We start from the raw sequence: 21,323 nt of genomic DNA on the forward strand, positions 1-21,323 counted from the left end.
TTTTTAATCGACAAATGGCAAATTTAAAGGAAATCCGTAATAGAATTACTTCCGTTTCATCGACGATGCAAATTACATCGGCTATGAAAATGGTTTCTGCAGCAAAGCTTAAGAAAGCACAAGATGCAATCACTGCGATGCGCCCTTATGCCGAGAAATTAACGGAGTTGTTGCAAAATCTTTCTGCTACACTTGATGGTGAAGTTGGAGGTGATTATACAACACAACGTGAAGTAAAAAAAGTATTGCTTGTTGCTATAACTTCAAACAGAGGTTTATGTGGAGCATTCAATTCAAATGTTATTAAAGAAGTTAAAAACCGTTCTGCTTTTTACGCAGGAAAACAAGTTGATGTTTTTCCTATTGGTAAAAAAGGAAATGATGTACTAAGTAAAACTTTTAAAGTTCACGGTCATCATAATGCAATTTTTGATCATTTAACTTTTGATAATGTTGCTGGAATTGCTGATAATCTAACAGAGAAATTTTTGTCTGGAGAATACGACAGAATTGAATTGGTTTACAATCAATTTAAAAATGCTGCGACTCAAATTGTTCAAACAGAGCAGTTTTTACCATTAGCACCAATTAAATCTGATGCACCGGTTTCTGGTGGAGATTATATTTTCGAACCTTCAAAAGAAGAAATTGTGTTGACTTTGATTCCAAAATCATTGAAAACTCAATTATACAAAGGTATTCGTGATTCATTTGCTTCAGAACATGGAGCACGTATGACAGCAATGCATAAAGCAACTGACAACGCAACTGAATTGAGAAACCAATTGAAATTGACTTATAATAAAGCACGTCAGGCAGCTATTACAAACGAGATTCTTGAAATCGTTGGTGGAGCAGAGGCTTTGAACGGATAAAATAATTTTTTTTAAAATTTAAAAAGAGCTAACATTAATTTGTTAGCTCTTTTTTTATGCTAATTGTTGAATAAAAAACAGTGATGATTTTGTTTAATTTTCTCTAATTCTGAAACTTAAGTTAATTCTTACTTTTAACTATTGTTTATACTAATATTGATTTTTTATTAAGTATTTTTGGAGGCTATTTTTAATTTGTTTTTTTAAAATGGAACAGAAAAAAGTAGGAATTTTTTCAAACATAAATTAATGTAAATAGACCTGATAATAAATTAGTTACATTATATTTTGAAAAAAGTATATATTTATACTTTTAAAATTAGTAACTTTTTAACACTTTCTGCGTATAACATTTAACAACCAAAAAGTTATTAAAAAATAGATCACCTACAAACGATGACAAAAGAAAGTTTTAATTGGAAGAGTCTTTTCATTAATGACGAGACAGATAATTCAGAGGGCAAAGCGACAACCCAGCAATCAACGCCCATTTTACCAACCACAGAAAATAAATTTCCGAATCAAGCTACAGAATCATTTCCAACAAATGCATTGACAAACCCTTTTCTAAACGAAATTTTTGAAGTTTACGATAAAGGTTTTGAGTCATTGAATGAGCCAGGTTTTGATTTTTTCGAGCTTTATAAATCTGTTATGGCAGTTGGAGTTACAAATCCGCAAAGTTATCAGATGGCTTTTGCAATGGGAAAATCAATTAAATCTGATTTGACTAAAGAATTTCTTTTGCAAAAAGGGAGCTTTTATATTGCCGAAATTGAAAAAGTTTATACTAAATACGATACTATTGGTAAAAACAAAAAAGCCGAATTAGACAATACCATTACCAAAGAAAAGTATAATCTATCGAAAAGTATTTCTGATTTGGAAGCCAAAATTATTGAACTTCAAAAGGAATTAGAAGCTAAAAAAATAGAACTTCAAAAAATTGATCCTGTTAATATGGAGCAGCTTTCAGAAATTCAATTGAAAATGGAAGCGAATAATTTAGCAAAACAAAAAATATCAACCTCAATCAATACTGTAATAACAGGAATAAATCAATACCTACAATAATGGATAAATTCGAACAAGAAAGAAGCACTCTTTTAACGCTGCCAATACTTAAACATTTTGACGAGTCTAAAGGAGAAATTGCTTTAAAATCAGGTGCGCTTAAAAAAGGAGAGAAGTCATTATTTTTGGCTTTGGCATTAGGATTATTAGGAGTTGGAGGTTATTTAGTCTGGACTTATATTATTCCGCCATTATTTACAATGCTTGGACAGGCAATAGCCTTATCTGCAACGGGAGTATTTTTGGTTTTTTTAGTAATGATGGCTCCTGTTATAATGAAAGCGCTTCGTTTTGCAACAAAAAATCTTCATAAAGCATTAATTCAGAGCAATCCTTTTAATGAATTAGAAGAGCAAAAACAAAAAATGATTAAAAACCGTGAAGTTTTTAAGAATACAAAAGCAAAGCTTAAAGGTCTTAAAAATGAAATGGAAATTGAAGCCAGCAAATCAGAAAAAGAAGCAAAAGAATTTCAGGAAGATGTTTTGAGCTTACAACGACAGTCTGAAAAATTGAAATCTGCAATGGACGAGATGGTGAAACAAAACGGAGTTGCTGCAAAGGATACTGATGAGTATGTAGCTCTGCAAAGTGAACTAGCCAGAAAGCTAAGCGATTCTCAAAGAGTTTCAACGCAATACGAACAAAGCAAAAGTTTTATTCAGAAATATGGTGTTCGTGCAAATGTTTTAGGTAAAATGGATCGTAAACTAACTTTAGCCGGAACAGCTATTGATATCAAAATTGCTGATTTTGATGTTACAGTTAAGATGCTTCAGAAAGAATATGAATTTGCTAAAAATGCAAAAGAGGCAACAGAAAGTGCAAAAAGTGCGATGATGTTTACTAAAGACTGGGAATTAGAATATGCTCTTGAAGTGGTTACATCTACTATTGCCTTGGATATTGCCAGAACTTCAGAAAACCTAATCGACATAGATGCATTAACTTCTAAATATTCTGTTGATAATGATGAGCTTTATTCAAGATTAGATTCATTGGCAGATGAAATAAAAACGGGAGATAATACAATACCGGATTCGACTAAATATACAAGTCCAAATTATAAAATGACCAAAGAAGATAAATTATCTAGCGGTGGTTTTGGAGATATTTTTTAATACAATTAAATTTAATTTTTAAATAAAAATGGGAAAAATTTTAAGAACAGAAAAGTTAACGACGTTTTCTGAATTATTAATAGTTATTGCAGGAATTGGTGCAATTCTAGGAGGTGTTTATTATATGTCTCCAGGAATTAAAACAGCAGTTTCAAAACAATTAAACGGAATTGAGCTGAACCAAACAGACGTTAATAACGTTACCAATGCTGCAAAAATTGCACTTCCGTCAACTGAATTATCTTCAGAAGTTGCAGACAAACCTCTAGTGAAAATTGGAGCGTATGCATGGAATGCTCAATCTGGAATTATTGTTTCTAATGGCGGTCCAAAAACAACAAAAGGATCATTGATGGAAAAAAACGGAGTTAATCTTGAAATTATTCGTCAGGACTGGCTTTCAGAATTGCGTAATATGCAAATGAAATTTATCGAGGAATTTGATAAGGGTGAAGCTTTTCCTTCTTCAGATAAAAGTGTTTTTGCTGTTATGATTATGGGTGATGGTGCGCCATTTTATATTAGTTCGGTTCAAAAATCATTAGACGAAAAATACGGAAAAGACAAATACCACTTACAAGTTATGGGTGTTGTGGGTATGAGTTATGGTGAAGATAAATTGATTGGGCCACCAAGCTGGAAATCAGATCCAAAATCTATGAAAGGTTCTGTTATATCTGCAGTTCTTGGAGATGGTGACTGGGTTACTACGGTAAACTATTGCTTTGCAAACGGATTAAAGGTAAATCCAGATCCAACAACTTATGATGCAGACGCGGTAAATATTTATCCATCTGAAAATGATGATTATATCAAATCGGCAGAAGAATTAATTAAATCTCAAACAACAGGATGGACTGTTACTTTGAAAGAAGTAGTAGATGGAAAATTAACTGGAAAATCAGTTAACAGAAAAATCGATGGTTGTGCGACTTGGACTCCTGGAGATAAAACAGTATTTGATAAACTTACTGGTTTTGTTGATATTGTTTCTACAAAAGAATTCAACAACCAAATGCCAACAGCTCTTATTGGAGTGAAAGAATGGGCTGTAAAAAATCCTGATATTGTTTCTAATATTTTGAAATCGGCTTTGACGGCTTCAAACCAAATGAAAAACTATGAAGATTGGAAAGTAAGAGCTTCACAAGCAGTTGCAGATACTTACAAACTTGAAACTCCTGAATATTGGTACAAAATGTTTAAAGGACAACAAGGAACAAAAGCTGGATTGACTTATAATATGGGTGGTTCAAAAGTATTTAACTATGCTGATGTAATGCAATATTTTGGTTTATCAGATGGTGTAAACAGATACAAATCTGTATATAATCAAGTTTCTGGATATTTGACAGAATTGAATCCATTTGGATTTAATGAAAACGTAGGAGCCGTTGTTCCTTACGATCAGGCGGTAAACTTGTTCTTCCTGAAAAATATTAACGACATCGAATCGACTTCTGCAGATAAAGCAGACTATAGCGCTGAAGCGAAAGAAGTTGTTGCTTCTGGAGAATGGAAAATTAATTTTAATACTGGAAGTGCTGAAATTTCAAATACATCTAGTAGAGAAGTAGAAAAAATTTACAATCTTTTAGTACAAGCTGAAAACACAAAATTAACTATTGTTGGACACACTGATAATGTTGGAAATGCTGATGCTAATTTAGCGTTATCAAAAAGCAGAGCAGAAGCAGTTGTAAATTACCTAAAACAAAAAGGTATTCCTGCAAGCCGTTTTCAATTAGTTGACGGAAAAGGTCAAAGCAATCCAGTTGCTGATAATAATACTGCTTCAGGCAAAGCATCAAATAGACGTGTGGTTATCACTTTATTAAAATAATAAATAATAAAAGGCTATCTTTCGGGATGGCCTTTTACAATCAATATGGTAAAATTTTTAACTCCTTTTGAAAAAATATCAAAACTAAACAGAACACTTATTTTAGTAGGATGGTTAGTTCTTTTGATTGTTATTTGGTTTGTCACAACATCTGGCGAAAAACATCTTTTTCCTTCTCCGGCCCAGGTTTTAACAGGTTTTTCAGATTTGTATAGAGAGGGTTTGGTAGTGCACATTTTCAATTCGTTGAAATTATGTTTTATTTCGATTTTTCTAGCGACATTAATTTCGCTGCTATTTGCTTATGCATGGCCAATTCCGTTATTAAAATCAATTTCTGAATTCATTACCAAATTTAGATTCTTACCTTTTACAGGTCTTTCGTTTTACATTACAATGGTAATTCATGAAGCAAGAACAATGCAAGTCTGGATTTTGGTGATTTTTTTGACAACCTTTTTAACGACATCTTTAATTGCTGTAATCAAAGACATTCCACAAGAAGAATTTGATCATGCCAAAATGCTAAAATGTACCCGATGGGAAGTCCTTTGGCAAGTTATTATTTTAGGAAGAGTAGATTATGTAATTGATGTAATCAGACAAAATCTTGCTATAACCTGGATGATGCTCGTAACAGTAGAATCGATCGTAGTAGCTTCTGGAGGTTTAGGGTTTTTAATAAAAAACTCTGATAAGTTCATGAATACAGGACGAATTATAGCACTTCAAATCATCATTTTATTAATAGGTCTTGGCTTAGATGCAGGAATAAATTTCTTAAGAAAAGCATTATTTAGATATTCAAAAATATAATCATGAAACACGAATATAAAGAGACGCTTTTGTATGTTGAAAATCTTAGCGTTGCTTATGATGACACCGTTATTATAAAAGATATAAGTCTTATAGAAAAAGACGTAGTTCGAGATGGAGTTGATTGTACGGGACAAGTCATTGCTTTTGTTGGAAGATCAGGAAGAGGAAAATCAACTTTTTTTAAAGCACTGACTGGACTGATTCCAACAAATTCGGGAAAGATATTAATTAGAGATTTTGAAAACAAAGAACCTAATGCAGCTAAATCTGTATGTGAAGGAGACATTGGTTTTGTAGATCAAAAATATACCTTGTTCAGACATAAAACAGTTACACAAGCGTTGAAATTTTCGTTGAGGAAAACAACACTTTCAAATACTGAAAAAGACCAAAAAATAAAGGAGTATCTAAAAGAATGGGGATTAGAGAATTGTGCAGACAAATATCCTAACGAACTTTCCGGAGGACAAAGACAAAGAACCGCGATTATAGAACAATTGTTTTCGTCAGATCAATTTATTGTATTAGATGAGCCTTTTTCAGGATTAGATGTTGGAAACATTGCAGAGGTAAAAAAGTCTTTTGAATTGTTAAGTAATTCTTCAGATTTTAATACCGTAATTTTTTCTACTCATGATATTGAACTGGCGATAGAATTGGCTCAGACTATTTATGTAATTGGACATCCAACAATAAATGGAAAGAAAGAAAATTACGGAACAATTGTAGCCAAATATGACCTAAGAGATATGGAATTAGCCTGGAAAGATTATTGTGATGATCACTTAAAATTATCAAAAGAAATTATTCATCAAATGATGATTTCTTAAATTAGAATATGTCAAAGAAGAACAATCCGATATCGATTATAGAAGAATCATTTTTGTCTCTAAAGAAATATTTAGAAACAAACATTTCTACCAATGAAGCCGTTTTTACGGCTTCATTTATTATTGATCTGCAAAAAGAAACAAAACAGATTCTTGAAATTTGCAGTGTATTAAATCAAGACACAGATTTTATTCAGAAGATAAATGAAGTAGTAAATCCTGTTTTTTCTAAAGGATTATTATTTAAAGCAGAACATTTTTTTCTTTCGGATATTATTGATCTTTATGAAAGAGAAGCTGAGGCGAAAAATGAAAAACAAGAGTTTGTTCTGGCTTATTATTATGATGCTTTACGCAACAATCATTTTGCAGATGCTAATTCTATCAACGAACTGAATCAGTTGGTTTTTACGGAGAACTTTAAAAATCATCTGATAAAAATAAAAAAAGAGAATAGAATAATAATTTCAAATGCCAATCAAAATCAGTATTTGCTTCCTGAAGTATTGTCGGAAAAAAAACATAGTAAATTAGAAGAAATTCTAGTTAAATATCAAAATTTTATTTATTTCGCTTTTGATAAAAAATTTGAAAACAATACCGTTTTTTGCAACTATTTGGGTTTAAAGGAAAGCAAATCAAAAACTGATAAAAAAGAAATAGACAATCTGCCGGAAGAAGATACGCTTGAAAAAGTTCTTAAAGAATTGAACGATCTTGTTGGTTTAGCAGATGTAAAAAAAGATGTTTCGGAACTGATTAATTTATTAGAAATACAAAAAAAGCGTTCGAAGCAAGGATTAAAAAATGTCGAAATTACTTTGCATACCGTTTTTCTGGGACCTCCCGGGACTGGAAAAACATCTGTAGCAAGACTTCTGAGTCGAATTTTCAAACATCTGGGATTTTTATCCAAAGGTCAAATGTATGAAACAGATAGAGAAGGTCTCGTTGCAGGTTATGTTGGACAAACGGCAACAAAAGTAAATAATGCAGTAGAATCAAGTCTTGGCGGTGTTTTATTTGTTGATGAAGCTTATGCACTAACTCAAAATGCGTTTGGTAACGATTATGGTGCCGAAGCTGTAAATACGCTTTTGAAAAGGATGGAAGATCATCGGGAAGATTTGGCGGTTGTAGTTGCAGGATATACAGAACCTATGAAAATTTTTATAGAATCGAATCCCGGATTGCGTTCTCGTTTTAATAGATATTTTCATTTTGATCATTTTTCTCCGGCTGAATTGTTTCAGATTTTCGAATCGTTTTGTATGAAATCTGATTTTGTTATTTCGGTCGATGCCAAAGAAAAACTGACAGACACGTTTGATTTGCTTTACGAAAGTAAAAATGAAAGTTTTGGAAATGCCAGAGTGGTTCGAAATTTATTTGAAAAATGTGTTCAGAATCAGGCAAACAGAATTGTGAAAATAAAAAAAATCTCTAATAAAGTATTAAAAACACTTACAGAAGAAGATATTCCCGAACCAAAAGAAACAGAAGAAAATGTGAACTTTGAAGTGAAAGATAAAGAGCTTTAAAAGCAAAAGAGCCGACAACTAATTGTCGGCCCTTTTTTTATATATAGGGTTGTTATTTTTGAAGTAAACTTATAAAATGGAGATTCTCAATTTATCCAAAAACAGAGAATCCGGACCATTTTATAAAATTATAGATACAGATTTAACTCTGCGCTTTGTCTTTTATGGGAACAAACTAGCTTTATTAATCCCAATGCTTTGCTTTTTTGAGGGTTGCATTTTAGCTTTTCTCATTCCCTTTGATACAAAGTTACTACAGAAGGACTTCGGGAAATTTATATAATTTTTACTGTTTATTATAAATTTCTCACCTGAAGATGTTCCTATTAATATAACAGCGCAATGAAAAAAATGAGTATTTTTGAAATCTTATTTTTTTATTACAATGAAACTGCAAATTCAAGAACTTACTACGGTCGAAGAAATGTTGGCTCAAATTGAAACCATGAGATTTCTTTATCCAAATTTATCTGTCGAAAAATATAAAACATACCTTTCAGATATGATTCCGCATAATTATATTCAAATTGGTGTTTTTGAAAATGGAGCTTGTTTGGGTATTACCGGCTGTTGGTCTTCAACAAAACTTTGGACAGGAAAATATCTTGAAATAGATAATTTTGTTGTAAATCCTGAGGTTAGATCTAAAGGAATTGGAAAATTACTGACAGATTATATTGAACAAAAAGCGATAGATTCAGATTGCAGTAGTATAGTTCTGGATGCTTTTACCGGAAATTTTGCTGCACATCGTTTTTATTATAACCAAGGATACGGTCCAAGAGGTTTTCATTTTGTTAAAATAGTAGACGAAAACAAAATGACTCGGTAAATTTTAGGGGCAAGTTTTTTTATTGAACCTATAAAATCAACATTAAACCAAAGAATTGGTTATTTTTGTTTTATAAATTTTATTACACACTTATATTTTGGGATTATATAAAAATCTATTCAAACAAACTGCTATATATGGATTAGCAACGGTTCTGCCGCGAATGCTAAGTTTTCTATTGGTCAGATTATATACAGGTATTTTACCAACTGCAGAATACGGAGAAGTTTCGATTGTTTTATCCTGGATGGTTTTCTTTAATGTGGTACTTTCTTACGGAATGGAAACCGCCTTTTTTAGATTTTATAGTAACGAAGAAGATAAGAAAAATGTAATTGCAACTTCTACGATATCCATATTTTGGTCGTCTATAATTTTCTTATTTGTAGCCTTAATTTTTAGAAATACACTGGCAAATCTTGCAGAAGTTGACGTGCAATATGTTACCTATACTATTTGGATTTTAGTTCTGGATGCTTTGGTTTTAATACCATTTTCTAAACTTAGGGCAAATCAAAGACCAATAATGTATGCGGCAATTAAAATTGGAAATGTAATAATCAATTTATTGCTAAATATATTCTTCTTGATGTATTTGCCTAAGTTGGCGGCTTCAAATCCTAATTCGGTTTGGGATAACTTATATGTCGAGAATTTCCAGATTGCTTATATTTTCATTGCAAATCTTATGGCAAGTTTAGCCACTTTTATTGTGCTTTCGCCGAATTATCTTTCACTGGGAAGAAAATTTGATCCGGTACTTTGGAAGAAAATGATGAAATATGGTTTACCAATTTTGGTTGCCGGATTGGCATTTGCCGTTAACGAACATTTCGATAAAATTCTTTTAGGATATTTATTACCGGAAAACCTTGCAAAATCAGAAGTTGGTGCTTATTCAGCTTGTTATAAATTAGGATTATTCATGGTTCTATTTGCAACAGCTTTTAGATTAGGAATCGAACCTTTCTTTTTTAGTCATGCAAAAAATGAGAATGCACCGCAGACTTATGCCGTAATCACAAAATACTTTGTTATTCTGGGATCCTTAATTTTATTAGGAGTTATTGTTTTTGCAGATGTTCTGAAATATCTTTTGCTTGACAATAAATCCTATTGGGAAGCCATGAAAGTTGTTCCGTTAATTATTCTGGCAAACTTCTTTTTAGGAATTTACAACAATTTATCAGTTTGGTATAAACTGACAGACAAAACACAAATAGGGGCTTATATTTCGATTGTGGGCGCTATTGTGACTTTGGTTTTAAACTATTATTTAATTCCAAAATACAGTTACTATGGTTCTGCAATTGCAACCATTTCTGCTTACGGAAGCATGATGTTGATTTCTTATATTTTGGGAAACAAATATTATCCGATACCTTATGATATGAATAAAATTGGAGCTTATTTAGGAATTTCAATAGTGTTTTCGGCTATTTCTTTTTATGGATTTAGAGAAAATTATTTTATTGGAATCCCGTTATTTTTAGGATTCATCTACTTTGTTTATCATAACGAAAAAGACACAATTAAGGGAATTATGAATAAAAAGTAAGGATACTTTTTAAGCTTTTAGAATAAAAATGAAAATACAAATTATCAATAAATCACAACACGCTTTACCAAACTACGAAACAATTGCTTCGGCGGGAATGGATTTGCGTGCCAATTTAAGTGAAGTTATTACGTTAAAACCATTAGAAAGAGCGATTGTAAAAACGGGGCTTTTTATTGAGTTGCCAATTGGTTACGAAGCACAAGTTAGACCAAGAAGCGGATTAGCAGCAAAAAGAGGCGTAACCGTTTTAAATTCTCCTGGTACCGTTGATGCAGATTATAGAGGAGAAATAGGTGTAATTTTAGTAAATTTATCAAATGAAGAATTTGTAATCGAAAACGGTGAAAGAATTGCACAATTAATTATTGCCAAACACGAAAGAGCTGAGTGGATAGAAGTTGAAGAACTTTCTGAAACATCAAGAGGCGAAGGCGGATTTGGAAGTACCGGAGTAAAATAGTTTCGAGTCACACTTTGTGATCTTTAAATAAGCATATAAACTTAGCGGGCTTTGCGAATCCTGATAGCTATCGGGATTGCGAATTTTGCGGTTAAAAATTTAGAACCAAATCAAAGAAGATTTTATTAAATCTTCCCATAAAAAATAAAAACAAAAAATGAAAATAATCGTTCCAATGGCGGGTCGAGGATCAAGACTTAGGCCACATACTTTAACAGTTCCAAAACCATTAATTCCTGTTGCAGGAAAATCAATCGTGCACCGTTTGGTTGAAGATATTGCTAAAATTTTAAAAGAACCTATCGAAGAAGTTGCTTTTATTTTAGGAGACCCAGCTTTTTTTGGAGATGATCTTGTAGCAAGTTTAGAGGAATTGGCAGGAAGTTTGGGAGCTAAAGCATCAATCTATCGTCAGGATTTACCTTTAGGAACTGGTCATGCTATTATGTGTGCCAAAGAATCATTATCAGGTCCTGCAGTAATTGCGTACGCAGATACTTTAATCAGAGCTGATTTTGAATTAGATCCGGAAGCCGATGCCGTAATTTGGGTAAAACAAGTAGAACAACCAGAAGCTTTTGGAGTTGTCAAATTAAACGGTAATAACGAAATTGTAGAATTGGTTGAAAAACCAAAAGAATTTGTTAGTGATCTGGCAGTTATCGGAATCTATTATTTTAAAGAAGTTGGAGATTTGAAAAAGGAACTTCAAGGTGTTTTGGATAATAATATTCAGAATGGTGGAGAGTATCAAATCAACGACGGAATCAAAGCAATGATGGCTGACGGTAAAGTTTTTAAAACCGGAAGTGTCGATGAATGGATGGATTGCGGAAACAAAGATGTTACTGTTGAAACAAATTCAAGAATGTTAGGATTCTTGCATAACGACGGAGAACATTTAGTAGATTACGACGTAAAACTAGATAATTCGACAATTATTCCGCCATGTTATATTGGTGAAAATGTAGTGTTGAAAAACACAACAGTTGGTCCAAATGTATCAATAGGAAAAGGGTGCCACGTAAGTGATAGTGTTATTAAAAATAGTTTAGTGCAAACTTTTTCTCAAATAAAAAATGCTAACTTAGACAATGCAATGATTGGAAATCACGTTGTTTATGACGGTAAATTTAACAGTATCAGTATTGGCGATTATTCGGTTTTAGAATAAATTGTAATTTTAAATAGATTCGTTTTTGTTTAAAAAATAAATTTTAGAGATGATACAAAAAGGAGTTTTAGCAATCTTATTTTTCGTTTTGCTTAGCAATCCAACTTCGGTTATGGCGCAAACTGAGCCGGAAGATATTGCTATGGCAACAGATGAATATCAAGACTCTTTTTATGAATCTTTAAAACAAAAAGGAATCGAAAATTATGATAAAGCCATTATATCATTAGAGAAATGCATCAAGCTGAAACCTAATGATGCTGTAGCTTATTTTGAATTAGGGAAAAATTATCTGGCTCTAAAACAATATAGTAATGCACAGCCAGCTTTTGAAAAAGCGACGCAATTAGATCCAAAGAATAAATGGTATTGGTTAGGAATTTACGATGTAAGTTATGAAACCAAAAACTATCCTTTGGCAATTGAAACGATTCAGAAAATAATTGTTTTTGATGAAGAGTACAAAGACGATCTGATTTCGCTGTATATGATTACGAATCAATTTGACAAAGCACTTTTAGCGATCAATGAAATGAACGATAAATTTGGAAAATCAGAAGATCGTGATCGATATAAAATGCAAATTATGTCTCAGGGCAAATATCAAAATGCCGAAGCTTCGAACCTGATTGATCAGATTAAAAAAAATCCGAAAGAAGAGTCGAATTATGTCGATCTGATTTTTTTATATACAAAAACAGAAGAAACAGATAAAGCATTAGAAGTTGCAAAACAATTGGCTAAGGAAATTCCAAATTCTGAGTGGGCGCAGGTAAGTTTATTCAAAGGATATTTAGATGCAAATCAAGCTGACAAAGCAATTAAATCGATGAATGTAATTTTGTCAAGTTCAAAAATTGATTCAAAAATTAAGCATCGTACTTTAAATGAGTTTTTGATTTATGTGAATAAAAATCCGCAGTACGCACCAGATTTAGAAAAAGCAATATCATATTTTGATAACGATCCGAATGTTGATGTCGCAAAAGAAATTGGGAAGTTTTATCACAGCAAAGGGCAATATGAAAATGCGATTAAATATTATGAAAAAGATTTAAAAGCAAATTCAGATACCGATCGCGAAACTAATTTGCTTTTGCTTGAAGCCTATGTTCAGGCAAAACAATTTGAACCAATGACTAAACGAGCCATGACTATGATTGAGGTTTATCCAAGTCAATCGCAGTTTTATTATTATGCAGGTTTAGGAAACAATAAATTGCAACAATTTAAGAACGCAAAAACCGTTTTAGAAATGGGGCTGGATTATGTTGTAGACGACAAAACGCTTGAAGCAAATTTTAATATTCAGCTTGGAGAGGCTTACAATGGTTTGGGAGATGCTAAGAAAAAAGAGGAATACTTTTTGAAGGCAAATGAATTATTAAAACAAAAGAAGTAAAAGAGAGAATTTCAAATGAAAAAATATATTGCAATATTGTTGTTGTCGGTTTTTGTGATTTCTTGTAAATCAAAAATGCCAGCTGCTCAAAATAATGCCGGTAACGCTGAAGTTACAACCAAAGAAGACAAAAAAGTAATAGAGAAACATTATAACAATACGTTAGATTTTTCGACTTTATACATAAAAGCAAGCGCAAAATATGTTGACGAAAAACAAAGTCAAAATGTTACGGCCGAAATTAAAATAGAAAAAGATAAACAGATTTTAGTAAGTGTTCGTTTTTTGGGAATTACAATGGCAAAAGCATTGATCACGCCAACATCAGTAAGCTATTACGAAAAAATAAACAGCACTTATTACGAAGGAGATTTTACAAGTTTGAGCAAATGGTTAGGAACAGAATTGGATTATTCTAAAGTTCAGAATCTATTGGTTGGAGAAGCTTTAGACGATTTAAAAAAAGGAAAATACACACAGACAATTGTAGAAAACCTTTTTCGTTTAGACGATGAAAAAGATGCCAATTTGAAAAAATCATTCTATATTGATTCAGAAAAATATTTGTTGCAAAAAGAAGAGATTTCACAACCTGCAGAAAACAGAATGTTGCAGATTAACTATTCTGACAGCAAAGTTTTTAATCAGGGAACACTTCCAACAAGCATTGCAATTAACGCTATTCAGCCAAAAGGAAGAACCAATATTAATTTAAATTACAACAATATTTCGTTTAATGAAGAACTTTCTTTCCCATATAGTGTGCCTGGTGGTTATAAGAAAGTTATAATTAAGTAAATTTGCAAAAAGAAAATCGAAACATGCCAAAATTTCTCCTAAGCCTAATTTTTATTTGTGCCACTACTTTTATGTGGGCACAAGATTCGCAACAAGAAAAACTGGAACAACGTAAAGCTCAAATTCAGCAAGAAATTAGAGATAACGAAAAGATGTTGCAATCTGTAAAGAAAAAAGAAAAATCAGCAGTAAATGTGTTTTTAATTCAGGCGAATAAAATCAAATTAAAAGAGAAACTGATTAATACTACGGCAAAGCAAGAAAAACTTTTGAGCAACGATATGTATATTAACCAGGTTAAGGTTAATAAACTAAAAAAGGAGCTGGAAATATTAAAAGCTGATTATGCAAAAATGATTCTGAAATCATACAAAAGCCGCTCAGAGCAAAGTAGAGCGATGTTTATTTTGTCTTCAGAAAGTTTTTTGCAAGCCTATAAAAGAGCACAGTATTTAAAACAATACACTAATTTTAGAAAAAATCAAGGTTTAGAAATTCAATCAAAAACAGCTGAATTAGTTGATTATAATGCAAAATTAAACGGACAAAGACAGGTTAAGAAAAAGATCATTGCTGAAAGCGAAAAGGAAAAACAAAGTTTAGAAGTAGAAAAGAAAGAACAGCAAAAATTAGTCAATTCGATTAAGAAAGATAAAAATAAAATTATTGCTGACACAAAAGCGAAACAACAAGAATCGAGAAGAATCGACGCTAAAATTAAGGATCTTATCCGTGAACAAATTAGATTAGCGAACCAAAGAGCTGAAGAAGAGAGACGTAAAAGAATCGCAGAAGGTAAAGCTAGCGAAGCAGACAAAGCAGAGGCGGCAGCACCTAAAAGTTATTCATCAGATAGAATTACATTAACCCCAGAAGGTAAAATTTTAGCTGCCGATTTTAAAGCAAATAGAGGAAAACTGCCTTGGCCGGTAGAGAAAGGATTTATATCTCTTGGTTACGGAGATCAGCAGCATCCAATATATCCAACATTGACAGTTCATAACTCCGGAGTAGAGATTACTACAGAACAAGGAGCAAGTGCACGCGCCGTATTTGAAGGCGTAGTATCAAAAGTTATAGCCTTATCTCCTGTAAACAAAGCTGTTTTTATTCAGCACGGAGATTACTTTACAGTATATCAAAACCTAAGTCAGGTATCTGTTGACCAAGGTGACAAAGTAAAAGTTAAACAAGTTATTGGAAAAGTAAGAACAAGTGGAGACACTGGAAAAACAATAATTAAGTTTTTAATTCTTCAAAATACAACAAATAACAATCCGGAAGGATGGTTACAAAACAGATGAAAAAAGGGAGCTAATTAGCTCCCTTTTTTAATGATCAAAATTTGTCTAATCATATTGCTCTAAAAAGTATTTAACAACATCGGTAGTGGTAACAATACCTTTTAATTCTCCATTATCTACGACAGGTAAAGCATGGAAATCTTCTTTCGCAAAAATTTCGGCTAAATCTCTTATAATAATATCCGATGATACTGTTTTAGGTTTTGAAGTCATAACCTGAGAAATAGTTAGCATATCCAGAATAGCTTCGTCAGCACCTTCCTGACCTTCAAATAAAGCTCCAAAAGTCAATCGATTTATGTCTGTGCGGCTTATAATTCCAACTACTTCTTTGCCTTTAACGATTGGAATATGACGAATTGTATTTTGTTTTAGCTTTTCTACTACTTTTCTTAGATCGTCATTTTCGTTTGCAGTAATAACTGTTCTAGTCATAATATGACTGATTGGTTCTCTCTTTTTCATAATAAATGTGTTGTTATATTTCTATCAAATATGTAGAATAAAACTGATAAATAACATGACTTTTATCATTCATCAGATCAGAAAAAAATGGTAAACTAATGATCTGGTTGTTGGATATTTATTAGAAAAAGTACTCAAAATGGAACAAAAGTTGGTTAGAATGCAAAAATGATCCTATTGTTCATTTGAAATTGTATTGATTGAAATTTAAAAATAGTATTTTTGCAGTATGGAAACAAATAGACAGAAAAAAATAGGCGGTGTCATCCAAAAAGATTTGGTTGATATTTTGCAAGGTGAAGTGAGAAAAAACGGAATTAGTAATTTGGTAATTTCAGTATCCAAGGTTAGTGTTACTTCAGATTTATCTGTGGCAACAGTGTATTTAAGCATTTTTCCTCAAGATAAAGCAAAAGAAACATTAGAAGGTATAAAATCAAATACTACTTTAATTAAACACGATTTATCTCAGCGCGTGCGTTTGCAATTGCGTCGTGTACCAAATTTGGTGTTTTTTATCGATGACTCTTTAGATTATATCGAAAAAATCGATAATGCTTTATCAAACAGAGAAAACCCAATCGAGAACCGTGATCTTTTAGAAAAAAGAAGAAAATCATAAATTGAATTTCCCCCTTTACATAGCCAAACGTTATATTTTTAGCAGAAGTAAAAACAATGCTATTAATATCATAAATCGCATTGCCAGCATGGGAATTATTGTTGGCACAATGGCTTTGTTTGTGGTTTTGTCTGTTTTTAGCGGACTAAAAGTATTCAGTCTTTCTTTCACCAATGAAATAGATCCGGATTTAAAAATCACCAGTACTTTAGGTAAATCTTTTTTAGTTACACCAGATCAGGAAAGCCAGATAAAAAAAATTGACGGTATTGTTTCGTACACCAAAATTATCGAAGAACGTGTTTTGTTTTTGTTTAAAGACAAGCAAAAAGTAACCTATTTAAAGGGTGTCGATCGCAATTATCCTGTGGTCAACGATATCAAAAAAAAACTTTTTAACGGACAATGGTTAAAACCGGATACCTATCAGGTTGTTATAGGATATGGGATTTCTCGCGATTTTTCTTTAGGAATTCTTGATTTCGAAAACCCGCTGCAAATATTCGCACCTAAACCAGGAAAAGGGGGTATTGAAAACCCGGAAGACGCTTTCAATAAAACAGATGTTCTGCCAGTTGGAATTTACTCTATCAGCGAAGATTTGGATTCGAAATATGTGTTTGCCGATTTGGGTTTAGCACAGGAATTATTAATGTACAAACCGAATCAGATTTCAGGAGTCGAATTTAATTTGAAAGATAACGCAGATGAAGCTGCTATTGGCGCAAAGCTAAAAGCAATCTTTCAGAATAAAATTACGATTAAAAACAGAGCGCAGCTTAATGAGTCTTTGTATAAAATGCTCAATACCGAAAATATTGCCGTTTATCTGATTTTTACTTTAGTAATTATTGTAGCGCTTTTTAACTTAATCGGAGCTTTAATAATGATGATTTTAGAGAAAAAAGGGAACCTAAAAACCTTATTTAATCTCGGAACAGAAATCAATCATTTGCGAAAAATATTCTTGCTTCAAGGAATATTGCTGAGTGTTTTTGGAGGTCTAATAGGACTTCTTTTAGGAATCATTCTGGTAGTGCTGCAACAAAAGTACGAGATGATTATGCTTACGCCAACTTTGGCTTATCCGGTAGTTTTTACTTTAGAAAATGTTCTCATTGTTATGGGAACTATTGTTTCACTTGGTTTCGTCGCATCGTTGATTGCCAGTAGCCGAGTAAGTAAAAAGCTATTAGATTAATATTTCTACTCAAAAAATATTACCTATATTTATCGTCTCAAAAATTTACAGTTTATGATTGTTTCTGCCTAATCCTATTTTATTTTTTCAAATAATTAGGATACTTACGTTTATTTTCTTCAGTTCAGATTATTACATCTGGACTATTTTTATCATTTATCCTAACATATCATGACAGAAATTACCATAAAGAAAAGTTTATTTTCTAAAATTTTCACCACATTAAAACAAGCAATCAAAGGAGATGAATCTTTTGATTATACCGCCGGAAGCATCAAAAAAGCAGTTATTCTATTAGCCATTCCAATGGTTTTAGAAATGATGATGGAATCGGTTTTTGCCTTAGTCGACCTATATTTTGTAGGACATCTTGAGCACAGTAGTTTTGCTATTCAAACCGTTGGATTAACAGAATCTGTACTTGCTATTATATATTCATTAGCGATAGGGATGAGCATGGCGGCAACTGCAGTTGTAGCCAGACGAATTGGCGAAAAAGATCCTGTTGCTGCTTCAAAAGCAGGAATGCAGGCTATTCTTGTTGCATGCGTTATCAACAGTATTATGAGTGTTTTTGGAGTTATATACGCCAAAGATATTCTATTGTTCATGGGTGCATCTGTAGATGCGGCTGAACACGGTTATCGATTTACACAAATTATGATTGGTTCAAGTTTGTGTATTATGCTTTTATTTTTAATAAACGGAATATTTCGCGGAGCAGGAAATGCTGCAATTGCCATGAAAAGTCTTTGGTTGGCAAATATTTGTAATATTATTTTATGTCCAATATTAATTAATGGTTTTGGTCCAATTCCGGCTTTCGGATTAATTGGTGCGGCTTTGGCTACTACATTAGGAAGAAGCATGGGAGTATTATATCAAGTGTATCATTTGTTTTCAGGAAATGGAGTTTTGAAGATTAAAATCTCTTATTTCATCCCTGATTTTAAACAAATAAAAGCATTGGTAAAGATTGCAGCTCCAGGAATTTTACAATTTGTTATTGCCTCTTGCAGCTGGATTTTTCTGGCACAATTAGTGGCCACAACCGGAGGGGATCATGGTTCGGCGGGTTATCAGACCGCGCTTAGAATTATGATGTTTTTTATACTTCCGGCTTGGGGATTAAGTAATGCAGCAGCAACTTTGGTTGGACAAAACTTAGGAGCAAAACAAATCGAACGTGCCGAAAAATCAGTATACACAACCGCAAAATACAATGTCATTTTTATGGCAAGTATTATGGTGATTACCTTAGGTTTTGGTCAATATATTATTTCGTTTTTTACCAATGATGAAATGGTGAAAGTCATCGCAGTTGAAGCTTTGCAAATTATGAGCATCGGATTTATTTTCTACGGAATAGGGATGGTTTTGATTAACACTTTCAATGGAGCAGGAGATACCTGGACACCGACAGGAATTAATTTCTTCGGGTTTTGGTTGTTTCAAATTCCGCTTGCTTATGTATTAGCCAAACATTTTAATATGGGACCAACAGGTGTTTTCATTGCAATTCCGGTTGCTGAAACCGCTATTACACTCGCAGGGATTTTCTTTTACAAAAGAGGAAAGTGGAAACGTGTTCAGGTTTAGATTTTTATTTTGTACAATATTTCTTAAAAACAAGCGTTGATTTTAAATAACCAAAAACAAATTGACATGAAAACCAAGACTAAAGTTCTGCTGCTTTTAAGTACAATACTTTTTGCACTTTTTGCTTTTAAATCGTTAGAAACGAAAAAGATAATTGTTATTGATGCCGGTCACGGTGGAGATGACTTTGGAGCTGTTTTAGGTGGACTCCAGGAAAAAAAGATTGTAGAGGCTATTTCGAAAAAAATTAAAGATCAGAATAAAAATGAGAATTTAGAAATTGTTTTGCTTCGCGATGGAGATCATTTAATGAAATTATCCGAAAGAGTTTCAATCATCAACAATCTAAATCCGAGTTTGGTAATTTCATTGCACATTAATGCTTCTGAAAATTTTAGGAGGAATGGTGTGGAGGCATACGTTTTTTCTAAATCTAAATTTTACAGCGAATCTAAAACAAATGCCGAGATTCTGATTGATAAAGTAGCGGGAGATTATTTTTCGAAAGGAGAAGTAAAAGATGCGTCATTTTATATTTTGAAAAATTCAAATTGTCCGGCAATGACTTTAGAGGTCGGATATTTGTCCAATGTAAATGATAGAAATTATATCACTAGTGAAAAAGGGCAAACCGAAATTGCAGATAAAATACTAGAAGCCGTAAAATAAAAAGATAATTAAATAAAAAAGACCTTCAATCGAAGGTCTTTTTTTATGTTCTAAGCAAACTCATATCCTGCATAAACCTGTTCGATTTCTTTCATGATATTGAATAAATCTTCAGGCGCATCAGTTGTAACCAGTTTTTGTTTGAATTCTTTAAAAGAGTGAATACCTTTAAAATAATTGGTATAATGACGACGCATTTCAACAATTCCTAAACGTTCACCTTTCCATTCCATCGACCACATTAAATGGTTTCTGGCAGCTTCTACACGATCAACAACCGTTGGAGCAGGTAAATGTTCTCCGGTTTTAAAGAAATGCTTGATTTCATTAAAAATCCATGGATAACCAATTGCGGCACGACCAATCATGATTCCGTCAATACCGTATTCATTTTTATATTTTAATGCTTTTTCAGGACTGTCGATATCGCCATTTCCAAAAATAGGCATTGTAATTCTAGGATTGTTTTTTACACGAGCAATATGCGACCAATCGGCATGGCCTTTATACATTTGCGCACGGGTTCTGGCGTGAATCGTCAAAGCCTGAACACCTATGTCCTGTAACCTTTCAGCAACTTCATCAATATTAATAGAGTTGTCATCCCAACCTAAACGTGTTTTAACAGTAACCGGTAAATCAGTACTTCTGATCACGGCTTTTGTTAAACGCACCATCAAATCAACATCTTTCAAAACTCCGGCTCCGGCACCTTTACAAACTACTTTTTTTACCGGACATCCAAAATTAATATCCACTAAATCCGGCTTTACAGTAGAAACAATTTTAGACGAAAGCGCCATTGCTTCTTCATCACCACCAAAAATCTGAATTCCAACAGGGCGTTCGTAATCAAAAATATCCAACTTCATTCTACTTTTAATAGCATCACGAATCAATCCTTCCGATGAAATAAATTCAGAATACATCATGTCAGCGCCATGCGTTTTGCATAATCTGCGAAACGGTGGATCACTAACATCTTCCATCGGTGCGAGTAATAAAGGAAATTCAGGTAATTCTATGTTGCCAATCTTGACCATCTTCAATATTTTTTGCAAAATTACAACATTTAGTTCAATTTGTACCAAATTGAGGTTCAAAGGTTCAGAGAGGCAAAGGTTCAAAGGTTT

20 protein-coding genes are annotated in these 21,323 nt (G+C 32.6%); 18 read left to right on the forward strand and 2 right to left on the reverse strand.

Annotated elements, in window-relative coordinates; genetic code table 11:
- Positions 1 to 14: 14 nt before the first annotated feature.
- The 14 genes from atpG (at position 15) to LPB88_RS06910 (ending at position 15,634) form a co-directional block, all read left to right on the forward strand.
- Positions 15 to 875 (forward strand): ATP synthase F1 subunit gamma, encoded by an 861-nt coding sequence (gene atpG, locus LPB88_RS06845; protein ID WP_230713897.1) that lies wholly within the window; start codon positions 15 to 17, stop codon positions 873 to 875.
- A 396-nt stretch (positions 876 to 1,271) separates the two neighbouring features.
- Complete coding sequence (locus LPB88_RS06850; RefSeq protein WP_230713900.1) at positions 1,272 to 1,949, forward strand: hypothetical protein; 678 nt, start codon at positions 1,272 to 1,274, stop codon at positions 1,947 to 1,949.
- Complete coding sequence (locus LPB88_RS06855; protein WP_230713902.1) at positions 1,949 to 3,070, forward strand: hypothetical protein; 1,122 nt, start codon at positions 1,949 to 1,951, stop codon at positions 3,068 to 3,070. The genes LPB88_RS06850 and LPB88_RS06855 overlap by 1 nt, the downstream gene beginning before the upstream one ends.
- A gap of 28 nt (positions 3,071 to 3,098) precedes the next feature.
- On the forward strand, positions 3,099 to 4,913 hold the full coding sequence (locus LPB88_RS06860) for an OmpA family protein (RefSeq protein WP_230713904.1): 1,815 nt from the start codon (positions 3,099 to 3,101) through the stop codon (positions 4,911 to 4,913).
- Between the two features lie 45 nt (positions 4,914 to 4,958).
- Positions 4,959 to 5,729, forward strand: a complete 771-nt coding sequence (locus LPB88_RS06865; protein ID WP_230713905.1) for an ABC transporter permease — start codon at positions 4,959 to 4,961, stop codon at positions 5,727 to 5,729.
- A gap of 2 nt (positions 5,730 to 5,731) precedes the next feature.
- Positions 5,732 to 6,562 (forward strand): ATP-binding cassette domain-containing protein, encoded by an 831-nt coding sequence (locus LPB88_RS06870; protein ID WP_230713907.1) that lies wholly within the window; start codon positions 5,732 to 5,734, stop codon positions 6,560 to 6,562.
- Positions 6,563 to 6,570: 8 nt separating this feature from the next.
- A complete protein-coding gene (locus tag LPB88_RS06875) occupies positions 6,571 to 8,103 on the forward strand; it encodes an AAA family ATPase (protein ID WP_230713909.1) in 1,533 nt (510 codons plus the stop codon).
- 385 nt (positions 8,104 to 8,488) lie between these two features.
- A complete protein-coding gene (locus tag LPB88_RS06880; protein WP_230713911.1) occupies positions 8,489 to 8,935 on the forward strand; it encodes a GNAT family N-acetyltransferase in 447 nt (148 codons plus the stop codon).
- Positions 8,936 to 9,032: 97 nt separating this feature from the next.
- Positions 9,033 to 10,493 (forward strand): lipopolysaccharide biosynthesis protein, encoded by a 1,461-nt coding sequence (locus LPB88_RS06885; RefSeq protein ID WP_230713912.1) that lies wholly within the window; start codon positions 9,033 to 9,035, stop codon positions 10,491 to 10,493.
- 28 nt (positions 10,494 to 10,521) lie between these two features.
- Positions 10,522 to 10,956 (forward strand): dUTP diphosphatase, encoded by a 435-nt coding sequence (gene dut, locus LPB88_RS06890; RefSeq protein WP_230713915.1) that lies wholly within the window; start codon positions 10,522 to 10,524, stop codon positions 10,954 to 10,956.
- Between the two features lie 157 nt (positions 10,957 to 11,113).
- Positions 11,114 to 12,130, forward strand: coding sequence for a sugar phosphate nucleotidyltransferase (locus LPB88_RS06895; RefSeq protein ID WP_230713917.1), 1,017 nt, complete (start codon positions 11,114 to 11,116; stop codon positions 12,128 to 12,130).
- Between the two features lie 49 nt (positions 12,131 to 12,179).
- A complete protein-coding gene (locus LPB88_RS06900) occupies positions 12,180 to 13,532 on the forward strand; it encodes a lipopolysaccharide assembly protein LapB (RefSeq protein WP_230713927.1) in 1,353 nt (450 codons plus the stop codon).
- A 15-nt stretch (positions 13,533 to 13,547) separates the two neighbouring features.
- Positions 13,548 to 14,330, forward strand: coding sequence for a DUF4292 domain-containing protein (locus LPB88_RS06905; protein ID WP_230713929.1), 783 nt, complete (start codon positions 13,548 to 13,550; stop codon positions 14,328 to 14,330).
- Positions 14,331 to 14,353: 23 nt separating this feature from the next.
- Complete coding sequence (locus tag LPB88_RS06910) at positions 14,354 to 15,634, forward strand: murein hydrolase activator EnvC (RefSeq protein WP_305070312.1); 1,281 nt, start codon at positions 14,354 to 14,356, stop codon at positions 15,632 to 15,634.
- Between the two features lie 45 nt (positions 15,635 to 15,679).
- On the opposite strand, the gene LPB88_RS06915 is transcribed toward LPB88_RS06910, so the two are convergent.
- On the reverse strand, positions 15,680 to 16,099 hold the full coding sequence (locus LPB88_RS06915; RefSeq protein WP_230713935.1) for a CBS domain-containing protein: 420 nt from the start codon (positions 16,097 to 16,099) through the stop codon (positions 15,680 to 15,682).
- Positions 16,100 to 16,328: 229 nt separating this feature from the next.
- On the opposite strand from LPB88_RS06915, the gene rbfA reads away from it, so the two are divergent.
- The 4 genes from rbfA (at position 16,329) to LPB88_RS06935 (ending at position 20,190) form a co-directional block, all read left to right on the forward strand.
- Positions 16,329 to 16,721, forward strand: coding sequence for a 30S ribosome-binding factor RbfA (gene rbfA, locus LPB88_RS06920; protein ID WP_042564857.1), 393 nt, complete (start codon positions 16,329 to 16,331; stop codon positions 16,719 to 16,721).
- Between the two features lies 1 nt (position 16,722).
- Entirely contained in the window at positions 16,723 to 17,922 is a 1,200-nt protein-coding gene (locus LPB88_RS06925) for an FtsX-like permease family protein (RefSeq protein ID WP_230713937.1), read from the forward strand.
- A gap of 171 nt (positions 17,923 to 18,093) precedes the next feature.
- Entirely contained in the window at positions 18,094 to 19,521 is a 1,428-nt protein-coding gene (locus LPB88_RS06930; protein ID WP_230713939.1) for an MATE family efflux transporter, read from the forward strand.
- 66 nt (positions 19,522 to 19,587) lie between these two features.
- Positions 19,588 to 20,190: an N-acetylmuramoyl-L-alanine amidase gene (locus LPB88_RS06935; protein WP_230713941.1), complete on the forward strand. Its 603-nt coding sequence runs from the start codon at positions 19,588 to 19,590 to the stop codon at positions 20,188 to 20,190.
- 50 nt (positions 20,191 to 20,240) lie between these two features.
- Here LPB88_RS06935 and dusB read toward each other — a convergent pair whose 3' ends face one another.
- A complete protein-coding gene (dusB, locus tag LPB88_RS06940; RefSeq protein WP_230713949.1) occupies positions 20,241 to 21,233 on the reverse strand; it encodes a tRNA dihydrouridine synthase DusB in 993 nt (330 codons plus the stop codon).
- Positions 21,234 to 21,323 lie beyond the last annotated feature (90 nt).

Source organism: Flavobacterium sp. JAS (assembly GCF_020991455.1).
Lineage (GTDB): Bacteria > Bacteroidota > Bacteroidia > Flavobacteriales > Flavobacteriaceae > Flavobacterium.

Excerpts from the sequence above, each read along its gene's own strand:
- atpG (WP_230713897.1), top strand. The coding sequence starts at position 15 with ATGGCAAATTTAAAGGAAATCCGTAATAGAATTACTTCCGTTTCATCG.
- LPB88_RS06850 (WP_230713900.1), top strand. The coding sequence starts at position 1,272 with ATGACAAAAGAAAGTTTTAATTGGAAGAGTCTTTTCATTAATGACGAG.
- LPB88_RS06855 (WP_230713902.1), top strand. The coding sequence starts at position 1,949 with ATGGATAAATTCGAACAAGAAAGAAGCACTCTTTTAACGCTGCCAATA.
- LPB88_RS06860 (WP_230713904.1), top strand. The coding sequence starts at position 3,099 with ATGGGAAAAATTTTAAGAACAGAAAAGTTAACGACGTTTTCTGAATTA.
- LPB88_RS06865 (WP_230713905.1), top strand. The coding sequence starts at position 4,959 with ATGGTAAAATTTTTAACTCCTTTTGAAAAAATATCAAAACTAAACAGA.
- LPB88_RS06870 (WP_230713907.1), top strand. The coding sequence starts at position 5,732 with ATGAAACACGAATATAAAGAGACGCTTTTGTATGTTGAAAATCTTAGC.
- LPB88_RS06875 (WP_230713909.1), top strand. The coding sequence starts at position 6,571 with ATGTCAAAGAAGAACAATCCGATATCGATTATAGAAGAATCATTTTTG.
- LPB88_RS06880 (WP_230713911.1), top strand. The coding sequence starts at position 8,489 with ATGAAACTGCAAATTCAAGAACTTACTACGGTCGAAGAAATGTTGGCT.
- dut (WP_230713915.1), top strand. The coding sequence starts at position 10,522 with ATGAAAATACAAATTATCAATAAATCACAACACGCTTTACCAAACTAC.
- LPB88_RS06895 (WP_230713917.1), top strand. The coding sequence starts at position 11,114 with ATGAAAATAATCGTTCCAATGGCGGGTCGAGGATCAAGACTTAGGCCA.
- LPB88_RS06900 (WP_230713927.1), top strand. The coding sequence starts at position 12,180 with ATGATACAAAAAGGAGTTTTAGCAATCTTATTTTTCGTTTTGCTTAGC.
- LPB88_RS06905 (WP_230713929.1), top strand. The coding sequence starts at position 13,548 with ATGAAAAAATATATTGCAATATTGTTGTTGTCGGTTTTTGTGATTTCT.
- LPB88_RS06910 (WP_305070312.1), top strand. The coding sequence starts at position 14,354 with ATGCCAAAATTTCTCCTAAGCCTAATTTTTATTTGTGCCACTACTTTT.
- LPB88_RS06915 (WP_230713935.1), bottom strand. The coding sequence starts at position 16,099 with ATGAAAAAGAGAGAACCAATCAGTCATATTATGACTAGAACAGTTATT.
- rbfA (WP_042564857.1), top strand. The coding sequence starts at position 16,329 with ATGGAAACAAATAGACAGAAAAAAATAGGCGGTGTCATCCAAAAAGAT.
- LPB88_RS06930 (WP_230713939.1), top strand. The coding sequence starts at position 18,094 with ATGACAGAAATTACCATAAAGAAAAGTTTATTTTCTAAAATTTTCACC.
- LPB88_RS06935 (WP_230713941.1), top strand. The coding sequence starts at position 19,588 with ATGAAAACCAAGACTAAAGTTCTGCTGCTTTTAAGTACAATACTTTTT.
- dusB (WP_230713949.1), bottom strand. The coding sequence starts at position 21,233 with ATGGTCAAGATTGGCAACATAGAATTACCTGAATTTCCTTTATTACTC.